This is a genomic window from Pseudalkalibacillus decolorationis, from assembly GCF_024609785.1.
In the GTDB taxonomy this organism is placed as follows: domain Bacteria; phylum Bacillota; class Bacilli; order Bacillales; family Fictibacillaceae; genus Pseudalkalibacillus; species Pseudalkalibacillus decolorationis.
The window spans coordinates 140,776-156,187 of sequence record NZ_JANHJQ010000008.1 but is presented as its reverse complement, the minus strand read 5'-3'; the positions used below and the strand labels follow the sequence as shown (position 1 = coordinate 156,187).

Here is a 15,412-nt window from a genome sequence, read left to right as displayed (position 1 = left end):
TTTTTAGCTTCCCTTATAATTGCCTCAACGTAGAAATCCAGATCAGAATAAAACTTATCCCAGTAACTCATTACATTTATCTTTTACGAATTAATCGTTGTTTATTATAAAGTTCAAACCAATATTTAACATGTGGGAAAAGTTGTGAAATGGAGAAATTAATCTTAGAAGAAGGATTCATATAGTTAATTTTGAGAATCTAAAAAAACTTTCTATGGGAGGAAGCAAACGTATGGAATCACACGAAAACAGTTTCGATACCGTTATGGATCAGTTAAACAATGCAAGGGTAGCTGTCGAGAGAGCTCAAGAAGATCAAACTGGTTTTACAGAGGCACAACAACAGGTTAAACAAGCTGAAGAGGTATTAAATGAAGCTAAACATAATCCATTATTTAATACGGAAGCAAATGCAAAGCAAATGCAGAAAGCTACTGATTTATTAAGATTAATCGAAGAAAGTAATCAAGCGACAAAACGTTAGGATATTCGTATTCGGATTGGTATACGAATACAAACTTAAGCTGATGAATACATTTGTACAAGCTACTACTTGATGAGGAGTGAGAGCTTTGGGTGTGTTCTTCAGTTATATTCTTTTGGGACTTTCATTAGCAGCCCCACTTGGACCTATCAATGCTGCGCAAATTGACCAAGGAATCAAACATGGCTTTTTCCATTCTTGGGTTATTGGACTAGGTTCCATTGTTGCGGAACTACTTTTTATCGCTGCTGTTTTCTTTGGAGTCGTCCATTTCTTAGAGATTCCATTCATGAAATCCTTCCTATGGTTATTCGGGACATTTGTATTAATGTATACGGGAATAGAGAGTATTGTCAGTTCTCAAGGGATGGAAGAGAATCATAATAATTATAGGAAAAGCTCACTGAAAAGCACGTTTACGAGAGGTTTCTTGATTTCGATAACGAATCCATTATCCATTCTTTTTTGGCTTGGTATCTATGGTTCGGTATTAGCGAACACGATCACTCGCTATAACAATGTTCATTTAATGATATATGGAGGAGCCATTATAATTGGTTTAATGCTATGGGATGTCACAATGGCTTGCATATCAAGTGGATTTAGAAAATTCTTGACTCCTTTTATGCTGAAGGGTATATCCGTTCTATCAGGTCTTTGCATGTGTGGATTTGGTTTCTATTTTGGCTTTCAAGCACTTAAATTACTTTTCCACTTTTAAAAAAATCCCCTATTATCCCACTCGATATAATCCATAGGCGAATCGCTCATTTTTAATACGAAAAGTGAAGGTCTATCGGGCATTCCCATGCGTGAACTTTAAATTTACATATAATTGGGAGGGATTTTTTCCATAATGCCCTATCAAGATTGAATGCTGGACATAGTTTATTAGTAGCAAATGGAAAGGGGGGAATTTAATGTCTGGTGGATATGGTGGCGGCGGAGGTTTTGCGCTTATCGTTGTATTGTTCATCCTTTTGATCATTGTAGGAGCTGCATTTGTTGGTGGCGGCTACGGTGGAGGAGGATACTAATAATTAAATTGTATGTATTAAAACTGGAGAATAACTCTCCAGTTTTTTTAAGTTTTCGGGAAAATTTAAAATTCTATAAACAATAAAATTTATTGCCTATCTTCCAGTCAGGATTTTGTACAGATCAATTTAAGCAGGTGATTTTCGAGTTTTCCCTGACTTAATTAAGTAGCTATGTTGTGGAATCTCGGTCAAGGTAAGTAAAACAGCAGTTAAAATTGCACCGAAAAAAGTCACTTCAGCTGTTGGGAAAAAGGCCGAAACGACATAAACAATAATAACAGCTGCGACAAAATCCATTATGGTGCTCAAAGCCATAGTGGTTTCTTTTAATAGGAACAACTCCATTAAATGAGCTCCAATTGCTAAGACTAATCCGACCACTATTGCTTGCCATAAATTCGCATAATCCACGTTAGGAAAGATAAGATAGGCGAGTATAACAATAATGGGACATACAACTAATTTAATAAGAAATCCTGTCATAACGTATCATCCTCCTTTTTTTATACGTGAGGAAATATAACTTTTCGGCAAGAAGGAAAATCGCCGTTGTTGAACAGTTTAAGTCCCCAGTATAAGTTCTGCCAAGGCTTAGCCATTGCCAAGCCTTATTTAAGGAGTATTTTTCTCACAAATTCGATATTTATACAGAATAGGTGTTAACCGATCGTAAACCCGTCAAACAACCGCCCTCCATAAGGCTTTAATACCTCGTCTGTAAACTCGATTATTTTCTTTTTATCGTTTGTTGTATAGTACGTCTCTAGGGCATCAACGTAACGTTCAGTAAGGTCACGATTGAATTGATTTAACTCTCGGATGATCCATTTCGATGATCCGATCCAGCGACCATTCGTTCTAAGGATGAATTCGTGTAAGTGATTCGCCAATGTACTTATGATTAGAAGCTCTTCTGCTCGGTTATTAGAACCAATGAAATCACCAAGTGTATCCGTTATAAAATACCGTTTCGTCTCGATCGTTTGGGATGACCATTTTTCGGGTCCTTTTTCCAGAATCGTATTTGCTTCTTTTTTAATTTTATCTATGATTCCTTTATCTTGTAAGACCAATCCTTCTGACACCATTCTTTGTAAGGAGGGTCTTGCCCGTTTATAATCACTTTCGAAAAATGTTTGATAAGAGGTAAGGTTATGGACAAAAACTTCGATTGGCCAACCAAAATCGATTAGGGATTGTCGATACGACGAGGGCTTGCTTTCATCAAATATAACAATATCTAAGTCGGATGTATCCGTTGCTTCACCCCGAACGACACTTCCTGCTAACAAAGCTCCTTGATAGTTTGGAAAGTTCTCTTGAACAAACATCCTTGCAGCTTCTAATGGTGCAAGACGATTCGTATTAGTCATTCCTAACTCCTTTCTTATTAAGTTTCCTTTCAAGGTATTTTATAGAAAAACATGGAAGTCCAGGTTGTTACGTTGCTTTGGTCTCTAACAACTTGATTCCTAATCCAATGAAAATGATACCCGTTACTTTATTTAAGATAAATTCTAATTTAGGATTATTTCTTAATTTTTTTGTTGCATAGGAAGAAAAAACAGCGACTAATAAACACCAAATAGTCCCCGTTACAACAAAAGAAAGACCTAAGATGATAAATGGTAAAGGACCATAGTCATTATTACTTGAAATAAATTGTGGAAGAAAGGATATAAAAAATAAAGCGACTTTCGGATTCGTTACATTCGTGATAAGCCCTTGTGTATATATCTTTTTTAAAGACATATTTTTTGTGCGTGAAAGTTCCAAATTGGATGTTTTTTGTATTACCATTCTTACTCCAAGGTAAATCAAGTATGCTGCCCCTACCAGTTTAATAACTGTGAAAAGTACAACTGAGGTCGTAAGAATTACTGATAGACCAATAGCAGCTAAGATAGTATGAACGAATGAACCAGTAGAAATCCCAAGAACAGAATAAACCCCTGCTTTTACTCCTTGAGATGCACTTCTGCTTACGATGTACATAGTATCCGTTCCAGGAGTGATATTCATCAAAAACGCGGTTAATAAAAAGAGTCCAAAACTCGTAATTCCAATCAACGTACTTCACTCCAATGCATTTTTTAGCTAAACTAAGTTTTACCATTGATTACATAATTAATTTGAACCTTCGTTTGATTATAAACCAGTATACCCTATATCTAAGCTGAATGGTTATAATTGAATGAAGCAGGAAAACAAGGGAAAAAGGAGTGATAGACGCTGGAAATCATTGGATTGCAGAAGAGGATGGATCTATTTGAAAAGGCTGTGGCAGTGTTTTGGGAACAGTGGGGAAACAAAGATAATTATAATTTTTATTACGACTGTATATCCCATTCATGCAAAACGACGGATGAAATCCCAAGGTTTTATATCGCAGTAAAAGATGAACGGATCATTGGTACGTATGCCATGCTCAGGAATGATTTGAACAGTCGTCAGGATTTATATCCGTGGCTCGCTTGTTTGTATGTAGACCCAGCATATAGGGGACAGGAAATTGGTTCTAAGTTACTTCAACATTCCCTTTTTGAAACGTCGAAAAAGGGGTTTAAAAAACTATATTTAACAACTGATTTGGATGGATACTATGAAAAATACGGATGGGATCATCTAACAGAAGCCTATGGTGTCAGTGGAGAATCGATCAAGGTTTATGCAAAGGGAACGGAATAGCCTTAAAAACGGGGGTGCGGTCCATCGTAAAATCGCACCTTTTTTATGTGGAAGTAGAGATATCGCAGAGAGGTTTATTATGCAATATGGGATTCGTTCTCTTCAGAAGAGTACGGATATAAACACGTTCTACACCGAAAGTCGTAGCAGAATCCATTCCAATTTATGATTTATTTTTCAGGAAAATCCTGTATAGTAATGTATACATAAAAGATAGAGAGTGGGGATTCTATGAGGTTTAGAGATTTTCATCGGAACATTAAGGTACGGATCATTGAATCATTTATGAGCCGTTTTGTTGGCAGTATGATTTTCCCGTTTATGGCGATTTACCTTGCTTTTCATTTTGGGGCAAAGGTTGCAGGAATGCTGTTACTGGTGAATGTGTTTGTCGGGATTGGAATTACATTTATCGGAGGATATTTTGCCGATCAATTTGGCAGGAAAAAGATCATGCTTTTTGCAGAAGTATTACGGTTATTAGCTTTTACAACAATGATGATTTGCAATTCGCCGTGGTTCAATGAGCCGTTGATCACCTTTTTCATGATGACAGTGAACAGTATTTGTTGGGGGCTGGCGGGTCCAGCGAATCAGGCGATGTTAATTGATGTTAGTTCGCCGGATCAGAGGAAGCTAATGTATTCAATCACTTACTGGGCAAACAACTTGTCGATCGCAATTGGTGGAATTATCGGGGCATTTTTGTTCAAGGATTATTTGTTCGAACTATTCCTAGCATTGAGTGTCGTGACGGCTGTAGTCGTTGTGTTGATTGCCTTTTTCATCGATGAAAGCTATGCACCAGTGGAGTCAAATTTGACAGCAACTGGACATGTCCTGCAGCTATTTTCGAATTATAAAAGAGTGTTGCATGACCGTCTGTTTGTCATGTTCGTTCTTGCTGGTGTATTGATCCTCTCACTTGAGTTCCATCTCACGAATTACATAGGGATTCGACTGACTGATGAAATGCCTACTCAGCAGTTTTTGTGGTGGGACATTGATGGAGTGAGAATGATGGGGTTCTTACGGAGCGAAAACACGATCCTCGTTGCACTATTAATGTTGTTTGTCACGAAATTGACGGACTCTTTTAAAGATAAAACGGTTCTCGTGACAAGCTGTTTCGTTTATACCATCTGTAATGGCGTACTTGCATACTCGAATAGTATATGGATTCTGTTTGTAATGATGGCTGTGCTGACAATCATGGAAGTGTTCCGTGTCCCTGTGGAACAGTCATACATGGCATCAATTCCACCAGATGATGCACGTAGCTCATACATGGCGTTTAACGGATTGAAGTTCAACCTCTCGATGCTGATCGCTTCGGTCACAGTAACTCTAGGTGCAATCCTGCCTTCTAGTGTGATGGCGATATTTATAACGCTTACTGGATTAGCAGGCACACTTATCTACTATTTGATCGCACCACAACTTGATGTGAGGAAAAATGAGATTGAGATGAAGAAGGTAGGCTAAGCGTAGGAAAAATAATGATCGTGCAGAATAATTGACTGTCTCATTCATTGGGACAGTCTAAACCTTTTTTTAGGTGGATAATTTTTCAGCAAGAAGCAATTAGACGATAGTGAAAATTAAGATTATTAGTTAAAGGCATATTGATGAGGTATTAGACCATTTCGAGAAATAAATCGAGTAGAATTATAAGTTTCTAGGGTGAAATCATCCGTTGTAACCAATTTAGGTGGAAAACGCGTGAGTCGGGTTATCTTTTTGGAGAATAAATATGCATTTTACCTCCGACCCAAATATTAATTCGGCCACGAAATTCAATATATCGGTCACAGATTAAAAAATTCGGCCACGAAATCCAATAAATCGGCCACGGATTGAATTAAATCGGCCACGCATAGTAAAAAGGTCCATAATTTTGCTTGAAATTTAACTTTTAAATTCGAAAATAGAACGCATCTCCACCCATTGTGGAAGACGGTTCTTTTACAAAAGGATTATTATGGTTGAGAGCATTCCATTATCCAACGAATGACATATCGTGTTATGCTAATTTTTAGATAATTACTTAAAAATGAAAGAAGGAAAACAGATGGCTGTCGGAACCTTAAAGGCAAATCCTTCACAAAAACCTGCTGTGACGATGTATTCCATTCTCTTTGCAATTAGCTTTGTCCATATGTTGAATGATTCGATGCAAGCGGTGATTCCAGCAATTTTCCCAATACTAGAACGATCCATGGGTTTATCGTTTACGCAGTTAGGTTGGATTGCGTTCACCCTGAATATTACCTCTTCAGTCATGCAGCCGGTGGTCGGGTGGTACACGGATAAATCGACTTCTCCCTATCTGATGCCGGTGGGTATGGGAGCGAGCCTGATTGGAATGTTGGGGATCGCCTATGCGGATTCATTTACATACATTATTTTATCCGTTATTGGAATTGGCCTTGGATCTGCTGCCTTTCATCCGGAAGGTTCACGTGTGGCTTATATGGCAGCTGGAAACAGAAGGGGACTTGCTCAATCTATCTATCAGGTGGGAGGAAATACAGGGACATCTCTTGCACCGATTATGACGGCTCTCGTATTTGTCCCACTTGGGCAATTCGGAGCAATTTGGTTCACTTCTTTTGCTGCAATCGCCATTTTTGTTTTACTGTATATTTCTGGATGGTACAGTAAACAGCTAGTGAACTTCCCACGGGTTACCAAAACAACTCATAAGAAGAACGTCCCTCATACTAGAAAAAAGAAGGTTCTTTTTGCATTGGGTGTTCTTGTATTTTTAGTTTTTGCACGGTCATGGTATTTTTCAGGAATCGGAAACTACTATCAATTCTACTTAATAGAGGATTATGGCTTATCCATTCGACAGGCGCAATTTTATATTTTTGTCTACATGGGCGCTGGAGTTCTTGGAACATTTTTAGGAGGACCGCTTGCTGACCGACTTGGTAAAAGAAATATGATTTTCTGGTCGTTGGCTGGAACTGCACCTCTTGCTTTAATTTTACCGCATGTAGGTTTATTCATGGTCATTCCGCTATTCTTCATAATCGGATTTATCCTTAACACGAGTTTTTCGGTCACCGTCGTTTATGCCCAAGAGCTTATGCCTGGTCGAATCGGTATGGTATCCGGGCTCATTGTTGGTCTGGCTTTTGGAATGGGCGCAATTGGGTCAGTACTGCTTGGAAAAATGGCGGATGTGACAAGCATTTCATTCACGATGCTTTTTGTCAGCTTTTTACCATTGCTCGGCCTGTTTACGATGCTGCTTCCAAAAGATGAAACATTGGAAAAGTGGTCAAGTGAGTCATAAAATGAAGGTTGACTGATTACAAATACAGTTGGAAGAAGAATTCTAGCTTTATCGGGTATCAAAATGGAGTCAATAAGGTGTATGTGGCTAGTGTATTGGGTTGTACTAATGATTATCGGTGAAAATTGAAGTTTTATTTGCTGAATGCGGGATTTTAAAGCGGGATTCTGTTTTCTAGAAGAGTTGGATATCAAGGCAGATAGAATCTGGTACATTTGAGTGATGTGAATTCATTATATCAGCGAAATCCTGATTATATCGGCGAAAATCAAAATATATCAGCGAACGTACCTAAACCTACTCAATGTCAAAAAGATAAGAGGCTGAACCAATATTCGTTTACAATCAATTGGTCAGCCCCTCAAAAATTAACGACTTATGAACATTTGAGTCCAGTAGTGACCGTAGCTCCCTCCTTTAGCATATCCGACTCCGATTTCAGTATATCTGCTTGATAGAATGTTTTTGCGATGGCCATCACTGTTCATCCATCCGTTCATTACCTCTTGAGCTGTACTTTGACCAGCCGCAATGTTCTCGCCGGCTGCTCTGTAAGAAATGCCAAAGTCTTTCATCATTTGAAAAGGACTTCCGTACGTAGGAGAAGTATGACTGAAATAATTTTTTTCAATCATATCCTTCGACTTGAATCTTGCCACCCTTGATAATTCCCAATTCGCCTTAAGTGGTTGTAAACCATGTTTCGCTCTTTCTTTATTAACGAGATCTACCACTTGTTCCTCTAGGGATTTTACACCGTTCAACTCAGGGATGGTAATCCGTTTGCCAGGATAAATTAGGTTAGGGTTGTTTACCTGAGGATTTGCATTGATTATTTCAGATACCCCAACTTGGTAACGCATAGCAATTTTCCACATCGTATCACCTGATTGAACAGTATGTGAGGATGCAGCGAATGCTTCTTTATTTAATCCAGTGACTAAAGTGACTGACAATGATAGGATGAGTAAAATCTTCGTAATCGTTTTCATACTAAAATTAAAACAAACTCTATGAATCATTTAAACCGGTAATATATTCCTAGTATTCTGACAATTACGGATTACTTGGAAAATCAGAAGAATAATGTACAAAAATCATAGTTGGATAAAGAGGTGGTTGTTGTGATTTATCTAAAGTATTTTGACCGATCAGATGTCAAGCAACTAGTGAATTGGATTGATTCTCCTGAGCTTCTTCTTCAGTGGGGAGGACCCGAGTTCAATTATCCTTTGGACGAAACTCAGATAGAACAATATATTAAGAGGGCAAATAATGATGGCTCAGATAGGCTGGTCTATAAAGTCATTTATAAAGAAGAAGGTAATGTAATTGGACACATCTCTTTAGGAAAGATAGACAGAAAAAACAGGTCAGCAAGAATCGGTAAAGTTTTAGTAGGAGATAAAAGTTTCAGAGGTCAAGGTATCAGTCAGATGATGGTGAGAGAAATACTGAGAGTAGCATTTGAACAACTTCGCCTTCACAGGGTTAGCCTTGGTGTATTTGATTTCAATAAACCTGCAATCGCTAGTTATGAAAAAGTAGGTTTTAAAAAAGAAGGATTACTGAGAGACTTCAGAAAGATAGGCAATGAATATTGGAGCGCATGGGAAATGAGCATGTTAGAGAATGAGTGGTTTAATAAAGAAAACTTGGCTAGTGCCAAGCCTTAGCGCTTGCGATCGCCGTAGTTGCGCTTATACTATAGAAAGTATTTTTATACTTTTTTAACGTGTAAAAAGAAATAAATATGTTTTTGGGAAGGATGTTATCATGACTGTATCAACGAAACTGCAATCACCAAAGGTCCCAGCTGAATTATCCCCCATCAGTCTAGAGGAAGAAATTCATCACGAGCGATATTTTCAGATGGGAATCGTTAATGACTGTGAAATAACTGGAGAATCAATAGAAAAGCTTTGTTTTGAAAAGGTCGTGTTCAAAAATGTTACGTTTCAAGACGTTTCTTTTCGATTCAATGATTTGACCGATGTTGTTTTCGACAAGTGTGATCTTTCAAATGCTGATTTTGGTGATGCAATCGTACATAGAGTGGAAATGAAGGAATGCAAAATGCTCGGAATGAATCTTTCGGGCTCCACATTACGCAATGTCTTATTTGATGAATGTATTGGCAAACTGGCGGCGTTTGGATATTCAGATTGTAAGAATGTAAAGTTCCAAGCATCTTACCTTTGTAATGCCGATTTTTATGAGGCGAAGTTTAAAAATGTAGCATTCGATCAATGTGATTTGAATGAAGCAAACCTATCTGGAACAATTTTAAAAGGGATCGATTTAAGCACCTGCTCATTTGAAAAACTAACAATTTCAATAGAGAAACTTGAAGGATGCATCATTTCTAATGAGCAGGCTATTGGATTTGCAAAGGCTTTAGGATTGGTGATTAAAGAGGAGTAATTTAGGCAAAGGCACCGGCGTCGAAGGTTTCAAAAATCGTATCTCTTAACTAGTGGGGGCAGATAATGATGAGTGAGTGGTTTATCAAAAACTATGATCGGTTGATGGAACTAATTGAGCAGAAATCCAATTGGTTCGAGGTGGTTTACCAGCAAAGTCCAGGGCAAGAATTAGAATTTAGGGATTATTACTTTAATACGATTTTTGGTACATTTGTTTTCTGTTCAAACAGGGTGTAAAAGTAACAATTTAATGGTTTAAGAATTTAGAATAAAGTTATGATAAAATTTAGTTAATAAATTCTTGAGGAGGCTTTGCAATGCGAAAAATAAATTCCTCATATGACTTATTACGGCATATTAAGAAAATGGATAGAGAAAACTCCGTCACTCAGTTTGTGATTCCTGGAAAGGGTAGGTTCACTGTTGTGCTTCAAGAAGAAGAACAACCAACCATTCAATCTGAGGTCGAATCAGATGGTGATCTCAAAAGAATGATTAATGAGAGCCGTCAAGCGTATAAAGATGTGAAAGTTCAGAACACGACTGAGTTCATCCAGAGTTTTTCACCAAAAGATTTTAAAAATGAGTAACCACGTTATTTGGCCAGTCCCACTCAGGGAAAAGTTGTCTTATACCGAGGAGTTTGGAAAATACAAAGGATTATCCAGAATTGTTAATTTAGAATATACTATCAAAAAATAAACCATGAAGTTGTGATTTTAGCCCTAAAATTTCCTGGTGAGGTTTAATGTATCCAAAAGTTAATCTGCTCTTTGTACAACATCGTTCATTTCTTGAGCGGTGTTTTACTTGTGTTGGATAAAAAAATTACAAACTACTGTAACAATTTTAGCATTCATACGTGGTTAGTCCGGAGAGGGGAAGCAGATGCGAAAAAAGACATTGGATCAGTTTTATGAAGAATACGCTTGTGATGTATATCGGTATTTGTTTTCCCTCGGGCGGAATCATAATATAGCAGAGGATATCGTCCAGGAAACCTTTTATCGGGCTTATTTACATATTGAGGGTTTAAGCGATGAAAAGATAGAGCCATGGATTTTCCGTGTTGCATATAATATTTTCATTGATCAAAAACGAAAGACCCAAAGAGAGACTTTAACGGAATCTGGATACTTTGAACAACAAGCTAATAGGGTGGCATCAGTTGAAGATAACGTTATTCAAAAGGAGCGGATTTAGTCTGTTTTTCAAATGATTGATCGACTCCCTATACAACAAAAAGAAGCATTATTACTTGTGACATCCCATCAATTTTCCTATAGGGAATCGGCTAGTATTCTAGGTGTATCAGATTCATATTTGAAAATTTTAGTTTTCCGAGCAAGGAAGGCCTTGCGGGATAAGGAAGGGAAAGAGGCCGATGAGCGATGATTTTAAGAATAAACTTGAGGCATATAATAACGGAAAACTTACGAAAGAAGAAAAAATAGAATTTGAAAATGAGCTTGATAAAATGGAAGTCTATCAGTCTCACTTGAATAATTTAATGGATGAACAAGGTAAAGCGGAGGAAAATGAAAACAATAATGAGAAGGGGAAAAAACAAAAGCAACTTGTGAAAAGGGGAAAATGGAGAGCAAGACTCCAAAATGCTTTGACTGCTTTAGCGATTATTTTAATTATTATGGTCGTTTGTATTTCCATAACAGTAACTTATTTTACCTGGGGTGAACCGGATCGATTTAAGATTTATACTGATGTTATCCAAGCAGGTGTAGCAACAACGAAGCCGAATATCACTATTGGTAGTAGCGGGACCAATATAGGGTTCTTAACAATGAAGTATGATGCAGAGCTACGAAAGTGGATAGGGGGGGAACATGAGACGGTTGGAGAGCTTCATTCTAGCTTCCTATTCGGCCCTTCAACTGAAATACCTAATGATATTCATCAACAACCCTACTTCATATACCCTGAACAACAACATATGTATGATTCTCCTGATGGTTTTGACCAGCTAGAACACTTACCAGAAGGGACAGTTGCTGAATTATTTGTATCCCTTTCAGACTATTATGAGACAAATGAAGTGTTACAGAAGTTCGTTGGAAAAAATATGCGTCCCACATGGTTTGCAGTGGATACAGGTGTTAATAATGAAGATGAGATAGGTCCAATTGGATTTCCTTACGAAGGTTACCATTTCAAAGCAGATTATGACATATCTAAAAAAGAAGGTGATAGTCTGTTAATAAGCGAAGATACTGAACAATCAAGAAGTACAAAAATGTTTGATGATGGTGAAAAGCGCAATAAAGAATTTTTTGAGGCACTGATTTTGATGGAGGAATATTATTCTATTGCAAATACATTCCTTTGGGCATCTTCTAAAGAGAAGTTAAGTGAGAAAATTAACTATATAGATGAAAACGGAACTAGGATCTATGGAGTGGTGGTCACTGGTCCATCAAAAGAATTACTTAAACTTAAAGAAGAAGACTGGATAGGAAGTTCAGCTATTAGTGAGAAAAGGCTATGGAACTGGGATGATATAGTTAATTAAAAGAGTTTTGCAATAAAATTGATTTTAGTGCTTTTCCATAGAAGCCGTCGAAGGTTGGAAAAATTGTAACTCTTACCTAGTGGGGGAAGATTATGACGAACAAATGGTTTATCAACAATTATGATCGTATGATGGAGCCAGTAGAAAAGAAAAGCTTTGGGAAGATCCGAGCAGAATTACTCAAAATGGCCCATGGCAATGTCCTAGAGGTCGGCTGTGGTACAGGACTTAATTTCAAGTATTATGAAGATGTGACAGTTACTGCCATTGAGCCAAAAGAATCTTTCCGTAAAACCGCAGCTGAGCGAGCTTCTCACGCAAATGTTCCCATCGTTGTTTACGAAGGGAATGCGGAGAAATTGGATTTCCCAGATCATTCGTTTGATACAATCGTCGGTACCTTAGTTTTCTGCTCAATAGCTGATCCTATAAAGGCGATTCGTGAGATCATTAGAGTATGTAAACCAAATGGAAAGGTCCTTCTATTTGAACATGTCCGGCATGATAATAAAATGATAGCTACACTGCAGGGCATAGCGACACCATTATGGAAGAGAATGTGCGATGGATGTCACCTAAACAGGGATACGGCACAACTACTGCAACAGGAAGGAATCGAAATTATTCAGATTAAACCACATAGAAGTAAGATAATGATTACGATCGAGGCAAGGAATTCGTTTGTTAAATAATCAGAAAATCGGCTATGTGAATACGCATTAGGAGTAAAACAGAGACTGACACTTCAAAATCATTGTTCCACGTTAAGAAAGTCTAAAAATACTTTCTATAGTATAAGCGCAACTAAGGCGATCGCCTGCGCTAAAGCTTGGCGTTAGCCAAGTTTTCTTTAAGTCATTGTTTTTTAATTAAAAAGAAGATGAGGTAATGGATATGACTTTAACATTTCCTAGATTGGAAACAGAACGGTTAATTCTAAGAGAAATAACGGAAAATGATGCGAAAGATATTTTTAGCTATTTATCTGATAAAGAAGTAATGATGTACTACGGTTTAAGCCCTTTTGAAACTCATCAAGATGCTTTAGATGAAATCGATTGGTATAAACGTATTTTTACTTCTAAAACAGGAATAAGATGGGGAATTGCAATCAAGGGGACTGATAAAATTATCGGCAGCTGTGGATTTCTTAACTGGTCTAAGGAACATTATCGTGCAGAGGTTGACAGAGCTAGCAAAGGAATATTGGAAAAAGGGCATTATATCTGAGGCCATGCAAGCGGTACTAGGTTATGGATTTGCGGAAATGAATTTAATGCGAGTTCAAGCATTGGTTGAACCGCTGAATATAGCTTCACAGAAATTAATGGAAAATAATAGTTTTGTAAAAGAAGGCTTATTAAGAAAATACGAATATACAGTAGGCAAATTCGACGATCTATACATGTACTCATTATTAAAAGATGAATACAACACCAAGTGAGCTTGGTGAGGAATGGTGGCCTCTTTGTTTTGGGTCAGCCGCTTGTACTTTATCAGGAATGAATCGGTAAAGCAAATCACTCCTCCCTAAGGGCATAATGATTAACCGCGAAACTGAAGGAGACTTTAATTAAATAGAAGGCTAATATAACCGTCAAAAAAGTTGGCAATTGAATGAAGAATAGCACTAAAACCAATAGTCCAAACGCCATAAATACTGCTCCAATCGTTCGTTGGGCTGGATGTGTATAAAGTTGGTTAACAATAAGTGAAGAGACAATTGTATATCCCCATATAAACAAGCAGGGCACCAAAAAGTTTTGAAGAATGAGAGCTAAAATGATTGGCTGGATGTGTAGGGCAATAAAAACCAAACGTGCTCGATCGTTTTCTCTGTAGTGGTTGTTTGTTGATAATGTAAAGTTTGCAATGACGCCTCCGTTAATATCTAATGCGAGGATAATGACGACTGCAATTTGATAAAACCCATAACCTTGCCATTCAGCGGATGTCCCTGCCATAAGTATGACCGTTGAAAAAATCGCAAAAAGTCCGGTCACCGTTATTTCTAGGACTGTAGATCTTGGGCCAAATACTTCATGAAGGAACGGTGGGATTTTGACTGGCTTCATAATATACCTCCATTAAAATTTATAAGTGCGTGTTCAAAAAGGAGGATAAAAAGAGCCGAGAAGTTCGAGGCGTGAAAATCTCGAGGACCAGAACGTATGCTATTAATACGTGAGGACCGGAGAGATCGAACAACGAAGAAATTCGACAGCTATTTTTACCGGACTTTTTGAACAACCTCTATAAGTATCGGCATATCAGTTTAACTTGAAGTTCCCAGGCTTTGATAGACTCCTCTTGATTAGCACCGATCAGACTGTGTAACCCAATTCCGTCTAATAAAGCAAGTAAAAGGTGCGAAATCACATCAGCATCCTCAATTGATACAAGGTTATCAGAGTACATTTTAACTTGTTTACTAATCAGCCTTTTGGATTTTACTGCATAGTTATTTAGTGTTTCTTGATATGCCTCGATAAACATAGCTTCATTATAAAATGAAAAGAATGATCTATAGATTTTCAGGTATTCGTTTGGAATATTAATGATTGAGGTACCTAAGTAGTATAGATATCCTTCTAAATCATCAAATTCTTGACTGTCTAGAGGTTTAAGCAGGTCACTAAAAATCAACGCCAATACCGCCTCAGGAACTTCTTTGATTGAGTTGTAGTGATGAAATATCGTACTTTTACTCACACCCGATCTGACAGATAACTTTGAAGCAGTAATACCGCTTATTCCACTTTCAGAAATGATATCGATAGCAGAATGGAGAATCCTTGTATTTGTCTGCATTCCTTTCTCGAGACGTTTATCCTGATTTTTAGCTGACATACGTGTTCCTCCTAATTCCGTTATTTAATTCATTATAATACTAACCGATCGAACGGTCAATTTTATTTTTACGCAATCTTCTTATTTTAACAA

22 protein-coding genes are annotated in these 15,412 nt (G+C 37.5%); 16 read left to right on the top strand and 6 right to left on the bottom strand.

The genetic code is table 11. From position 1 onward, the window contains the following. The first annotated feature begins 232 nt into the window (after window positions 1–232). The 3 genes from NON16_RS09825 to NON16_RS09815 all read left to right on the top strand — a co-directional run bounded on the left by NON16_RS09825 (window position 233) and on the right by NON16_RS09815 (window position 1,521). Complete coding sequence (locus tag NON16_RS09825; RefSeq protein WP_257348756.1) at window positions 233–484, top strand: hypothetical protein; 252 nt, start codon at window positions 233–235, stop codon at window positions 482–484. A gap of 88 nt (window positions 485–572) precedes the next feature. Further along, window positions 573–1,205, top strand: a complete 633-nt coding sequence (locus NON16_RS09820; RefSeq protein ID WP_257348755.1) for a LysE family translocator — start codon at window positions 573–575, stop codon at window positions 1,203–1,205. A gap of 199 nt (window positions 1,206–1,404) precedes the next feature. Beyond that, the gene (locus NON16_RS09815; protein ID WP_257348753.1) at window positions 1,405–1,521 is read left to right on the top strand and encodes a YjcZ family sporulation protein; all 117 of its coding nucleotides are present in this window, start codon (window positions 1,405–1,407) and stop codon (window positions 1,519–1,521) included. A 129-nt stretch (window positions 1,522–1,650) separates the two neighbouring features. Here NON16_RS09815 and NON16_RS09810 read toward each other — a convergent pair whose 3' ends face one another. The 3 genes from NON16_RS09810 to NON16_RS09800 form a co-directional block, all read right to left on the bottom strand. Further along, window positions 1,651–2,007: a DUF2512 family protein gene (locus NON16_RS09810; RefSeq protein ID WP_257348752.1), complete on the bottom strand. Its 357-nt coding sequence runs from the start codon at window positions 2,005–2,007 to the stop codon at window positions 1,651–1,653. A 176-nt stretch (window positions 2,008–2,183) separates the two neighbouring features. Next, complete coding sequence (locus NON16_RS09805; protein WP_257348750.1) at window positions 2,184–2,897, bottom strand: nucleotidyltransferase domain-containing protein; 714 nt, start codon at window positions 2,895–2,897, stop codon at window positions 2,184–2,186. A gap of 67 nt (window positions 2,898–2,964) precedes the next feature. Continuing rightward, window positions 2,965–3,594 (bottom strand): LysE family translocator, encoded by a 630-nt coding sequence (locus NON16_RS09800; protein WP_257348748.1) that lies wholly within the window; start codon window positions 3,592–3,594, stop codon window positions 2,965–2,967. A gap of 177 nt (window positions 3,595–3,771) precedes the next feature. Here NON16_RS09800 and NON16_RS09795 point away from each other — a divergent pair, with 177 nt between their 5' ends. The 3 genes from NON16_RS09795 to NON16_RS09785 all read left to right on the top strand — a co-directional run bounded on the left by NON16_RS09795 (window position 3,772) and on the right by NON16_RS09785 (window position 7,516). After that, window positions 3,772–4,212, top strand: coding sequence for a GNAT family N-acetyltransferase (locus NON16_RS09795; protein WP_372508776.1), 441 nt, complete (start codon window positions 3,772–3,774; stop codon window positions 4,210–4,212). A 231-nt stretch (window positions 4,213–4,443) separates the two neighbouring features. Beyond that, window positions 4,444–5,697 carry an MDR family MFS transporter gene (locus tag NON16_RS09790; RefSeq protein ID WP_257348746.1) on the top strand — a complete coding sequence of 418 codons (1,254 nt, stop codon included), beginning with the start codon at window positions 4,444–4,446 and terminating at the stop codon, window positions 5,695–5,697. Between the two features lie 586 nt (window positions 5,698–6,283). After that, the gene (locus NON16_RS09785) at window positions 6,284–7,516 is read left to right on the top strand and encodes an MFS transporter (RefSeq protein ID WP_257348744.1); all 1,233 of its coding nucleotides are present in this window, start codon (window positions 6,284–6,286) and stop codon (window positions 7,514–7,516) included. Between the two features lie 368 nt (window positions 7,517–7,884). On the opposite strand, the gene safA is transcribed toward NON16_RS09785, so the two are convergent. Then, a complete protein-coding gene (safA, locus tag NON16_RS09780) occupies window positions 7,885–8,508 on the bottom strand; it encodes a SafA/ExsA family spore coat assembly protein (RefSeq protein ID WP_257348743.1) in 624 nt (207 codons plus the stop codon). A gap of 132 nt (window positions 8,509–8,640) precedes the next feature. On the opposite strand from safA, the gene NON16_RS09775 reads away from it, so the two are divergent. The 10 genes from NON16_RS09775 to NON16_RS25465 all read left to right on the top strand — a co-directional run bounded on the left by NON16_RS09775 (window position 8,641) and on the right by NON16_RS25465 (window position 13,913). Then, window positions 8,641–9,192, top strand: a complete 552-nt coding sequence (locus NON16_RS09775) for a GNAT family N-acetyltransferase (RefSeq protein ID WP_257348742.1) — start codon at window positions 8,641–8,643, stop codon at window positions 9,190–9,192. Window positions 9,193–9,292: 100 nt separating this feature from the next. Continuing rightward, on the top strand, window positions 9,293–9,940 hold the full coding sequence (locus NON16_RS09770) for a pentapeptide repeat-containing protein (protein WP_257348741.1): 648 nt from the start codon (window positions 9,293–9,295) through the stop codon (window positions 9,938–9,940). 65 nt (window positions 9,941–10,005) lie between these two features. Beyond that, window positions 10,006–10,179: a hypothetical protein gene (locus tag NON16_RS09765; protein ID WP_257348740.1), complete on the top strand. Its 174-nt coding sequence runs from the start codon at window positions 10,006–10,008 to the stop codon at window positions 10,177–10,179. A gap of 80 nt (window positions 10,180–10,259) precedes the next feature. Next, a complete protein-coding gene (locus NON16_RS09760) occupies window positions 10,260–10,532 on the top strand; it encodes a hypothetical protein (protein ID WP_257348739.1) in 273 nt (90 codons plus the stop codon). Window positions 10,533–10,830: 298 nt separating this feature from the next. Continuing rightward, window positions 10,831–11,145: a sigma factor gene (locus tag NON16_RS09755; protein WP_257348738.1), complete on the top strand. Its 315-nt coding sequence runs from the start codon at window positions 10,831–10,833 to the stop codon at window positions 11,143–11,145. 12 nt (window positions 11,146–11,157) lie between these two features. Further along, window positions 11,158–11,337: a sigma factor-like helix-turn-helix DNA-binding protein gene (locus NON16_RS25635; protein ID WP_372508775.1), complete on the top strand. Its 180-nt coding sequence runs from the start codon at window positions 11,158–11,160 to the stop codon at window positions 11,335–11,337. Then, window positions 11,327–12,469 carry an anti-sigma factor gene (locus NON16_RS09750; protein WP_257348737.1) on the top strand — a complete coding sequence of 381 codons (1,143 nt, stop codon included), beginning with the start codon at window positions 11,327–11,329 and terminating at the stop codon, window positions 12,467–12,469. Before NON16_RS25635 ends, NON16_RS09750 begins: the two co-directional genes overlap by 11 nt. 92 nt (window positions 12,470–12,561) lie before the next feature. Continuing rightward, on the top strand, window positions 12,562–13,161 hold the full coding sequence (locus NON16_RS09745; RefSeq protein WP_257348736.1) for a class I SAM-dependent methyltransferase: 600 nt from the start codon (window positions 12,562–12,564) through the stop codon (window positions 13,159–13,161). Between the two features lie 202 nt (window positions 13,162–13,363). Then, window positions 13,364–13,699: a GNAT family N-acetyltransferase gene (locus tag NON16_RS25470; RefSeq protein WP_308216598.1), complete on the top strand. Its 336-nt coding sequence runs from the start codon at window positions 13,364–13,366 to the stop codon at window positions 13,697–13,699. Continuing rightward, complete coding sequence (locus NON16_RS25465; RefSeq protein WP_308216597.1) at window positions 13,644–13,913, top strand: GNAT family N-acetyltransferase; 270 nt, start codon at window positions 13,644–13,646, stop codon at window positions 13,911–13,913. The genes NON16_RS25470 and NON16_RS25465 overlap by 56 nt, the downstream gene beginning before the upstream one ends. Window positions 13,914–13,989: 76 nt before the next feature. Here the strand turns inward: NON16_RS25465 and NON16_RS09735 are convergent, their stop codons facing one another. Beyond that, entirely contained in the window at window positions 13,990–14,544 is a 555-nt protein-coding gene (locus NON16_RS09735; RefSeq protein WP_257348735.1) for a hypothetical protein, read from the bottom strand. A 178-nt stretch (window positions 14,545–14,722) separates the two neighbouring features. After that, window positions 14,723–15,319, bottom strand: a complete 597-nt coding sequence (locus NON16_RS09730) for a TetR/AcrR family transcriptional regulator (protein ID WP_257348734.1) — start codon at window positions 15,317–15,319, stop codon at window positions 14,723–14,725. Between the last annotated feature and the right edge of the window lie 93 nt (window positions 15,320–15,412).

Coding starts and splice junctions, on each gene's coding strand:
- NON16_RS09770 (WP_257348741.1), top strand. CDS start 9,293: ATGACTGTATCAACGAAACTGCAATCACCAAAGGTCCCAGCTGAATTA.
- NON16_RS09735 (WP_257348735.1), bottom strand. CDS start 14,544: ATGAAGCCAGTCAAAATCCCACCGTTCCTTCATGAAGTATTTGGCCCA.
- safA (WP_257348743.1), bottom strand. CDS start 8,508: ATGAAAACGATTACGAAGATTTTACTCATCCTATCATTGTCAGTCACT.
- NON16_RS09825 (WP_257348756.1), top strand. CDS start 233: ATGGAATCACACGAAAACAGTTTCGATACCGTTATGGATCAGTTAAAC.
- NON16_RS09810 (WP_257348752.1), bottom strand. CDS start 2,007: ATGACAGGATTTCTTATTAAATTAGTTGTATGTCCCATTATTGTTATA.
- NON16_RS09790 (WP_257348746.1), top strand. CDS start 4,444: ATGAGGTTTAGAGATTTTCATCGGAACATTAAGGTACGGATCATTGAA.
- NON16_RS09785 (WP_257348744.1), top strand. CDS start 6,284: ATGGCTGTCGGAACCTTAAAGGCAAATCCTTCACAAAAACCTGCTGTG.
- NON16_RS09805 (WP_257348750.1), bottom strand. CDS start 2,897: ATGACTAATACGAATCGTCTTGCACCATTAGAAGCTGCAAGGATGTTT.
- NON16_RS09765 (WP_257348740.1), top strand. CDS start 10,006: ATGATGAGTGAGTGGTTTATCAAAAACTATGATCGGTTGATGGAACTA.
- NON16_RS09730 (WP_257348734.1), bottom strand. CDS start 15,319: ATGTCAGCTAAAAATCAGGATAAACGTCTCGAGAAAGGAATGCAGACA.
- NON16_RS09755 (WP_257348738.1), top strand. CDS start 10,831: ATGCGAAAAAAGACATTGGATCAGTTTTATGAAGAATACGCTTGTGAT.
- NON16_RS09750 (WP_257348737.1), top strand. CDS start 11,327: ATGAGCGATGATTTTAAGAATAAACTTGAGGCATATAATAACGGAAAA.
- NON16_RS09815 (WP_257348753.1), top strand. CDS start 1,405: ATGTCTGGTGGATATGGTGGCGGCGGAGGTTTTGCGCTTATCGTTGTA.
- NON16_RS25470 (WP_308216598.1), top strand. CDS start 13,364: ATGACTTTAACATTTCCTAGATTGGAAACAGAACGGTTAATTCTAAGA.
- NON16_RS09745 (WP_257348736.1), top strand. CDS start 12,562: ATGACGAACAAATGGTTTATCAACAATTATGATCGTATGATGGAGCCA.
- NON16_RS09760 (WP_257348739.1), top strand. CDS start 10,260: ATGCGAAAAATAAATTCCTCATATGACTTATTACGGCATATTAAGAAA.
- NON16_RS25635 (WP_372508775.1), top strand. CDS start 11,158: ATGATTGATCGACTCCCTATACAACAAAAAGAAGCATTATTACTTGTG.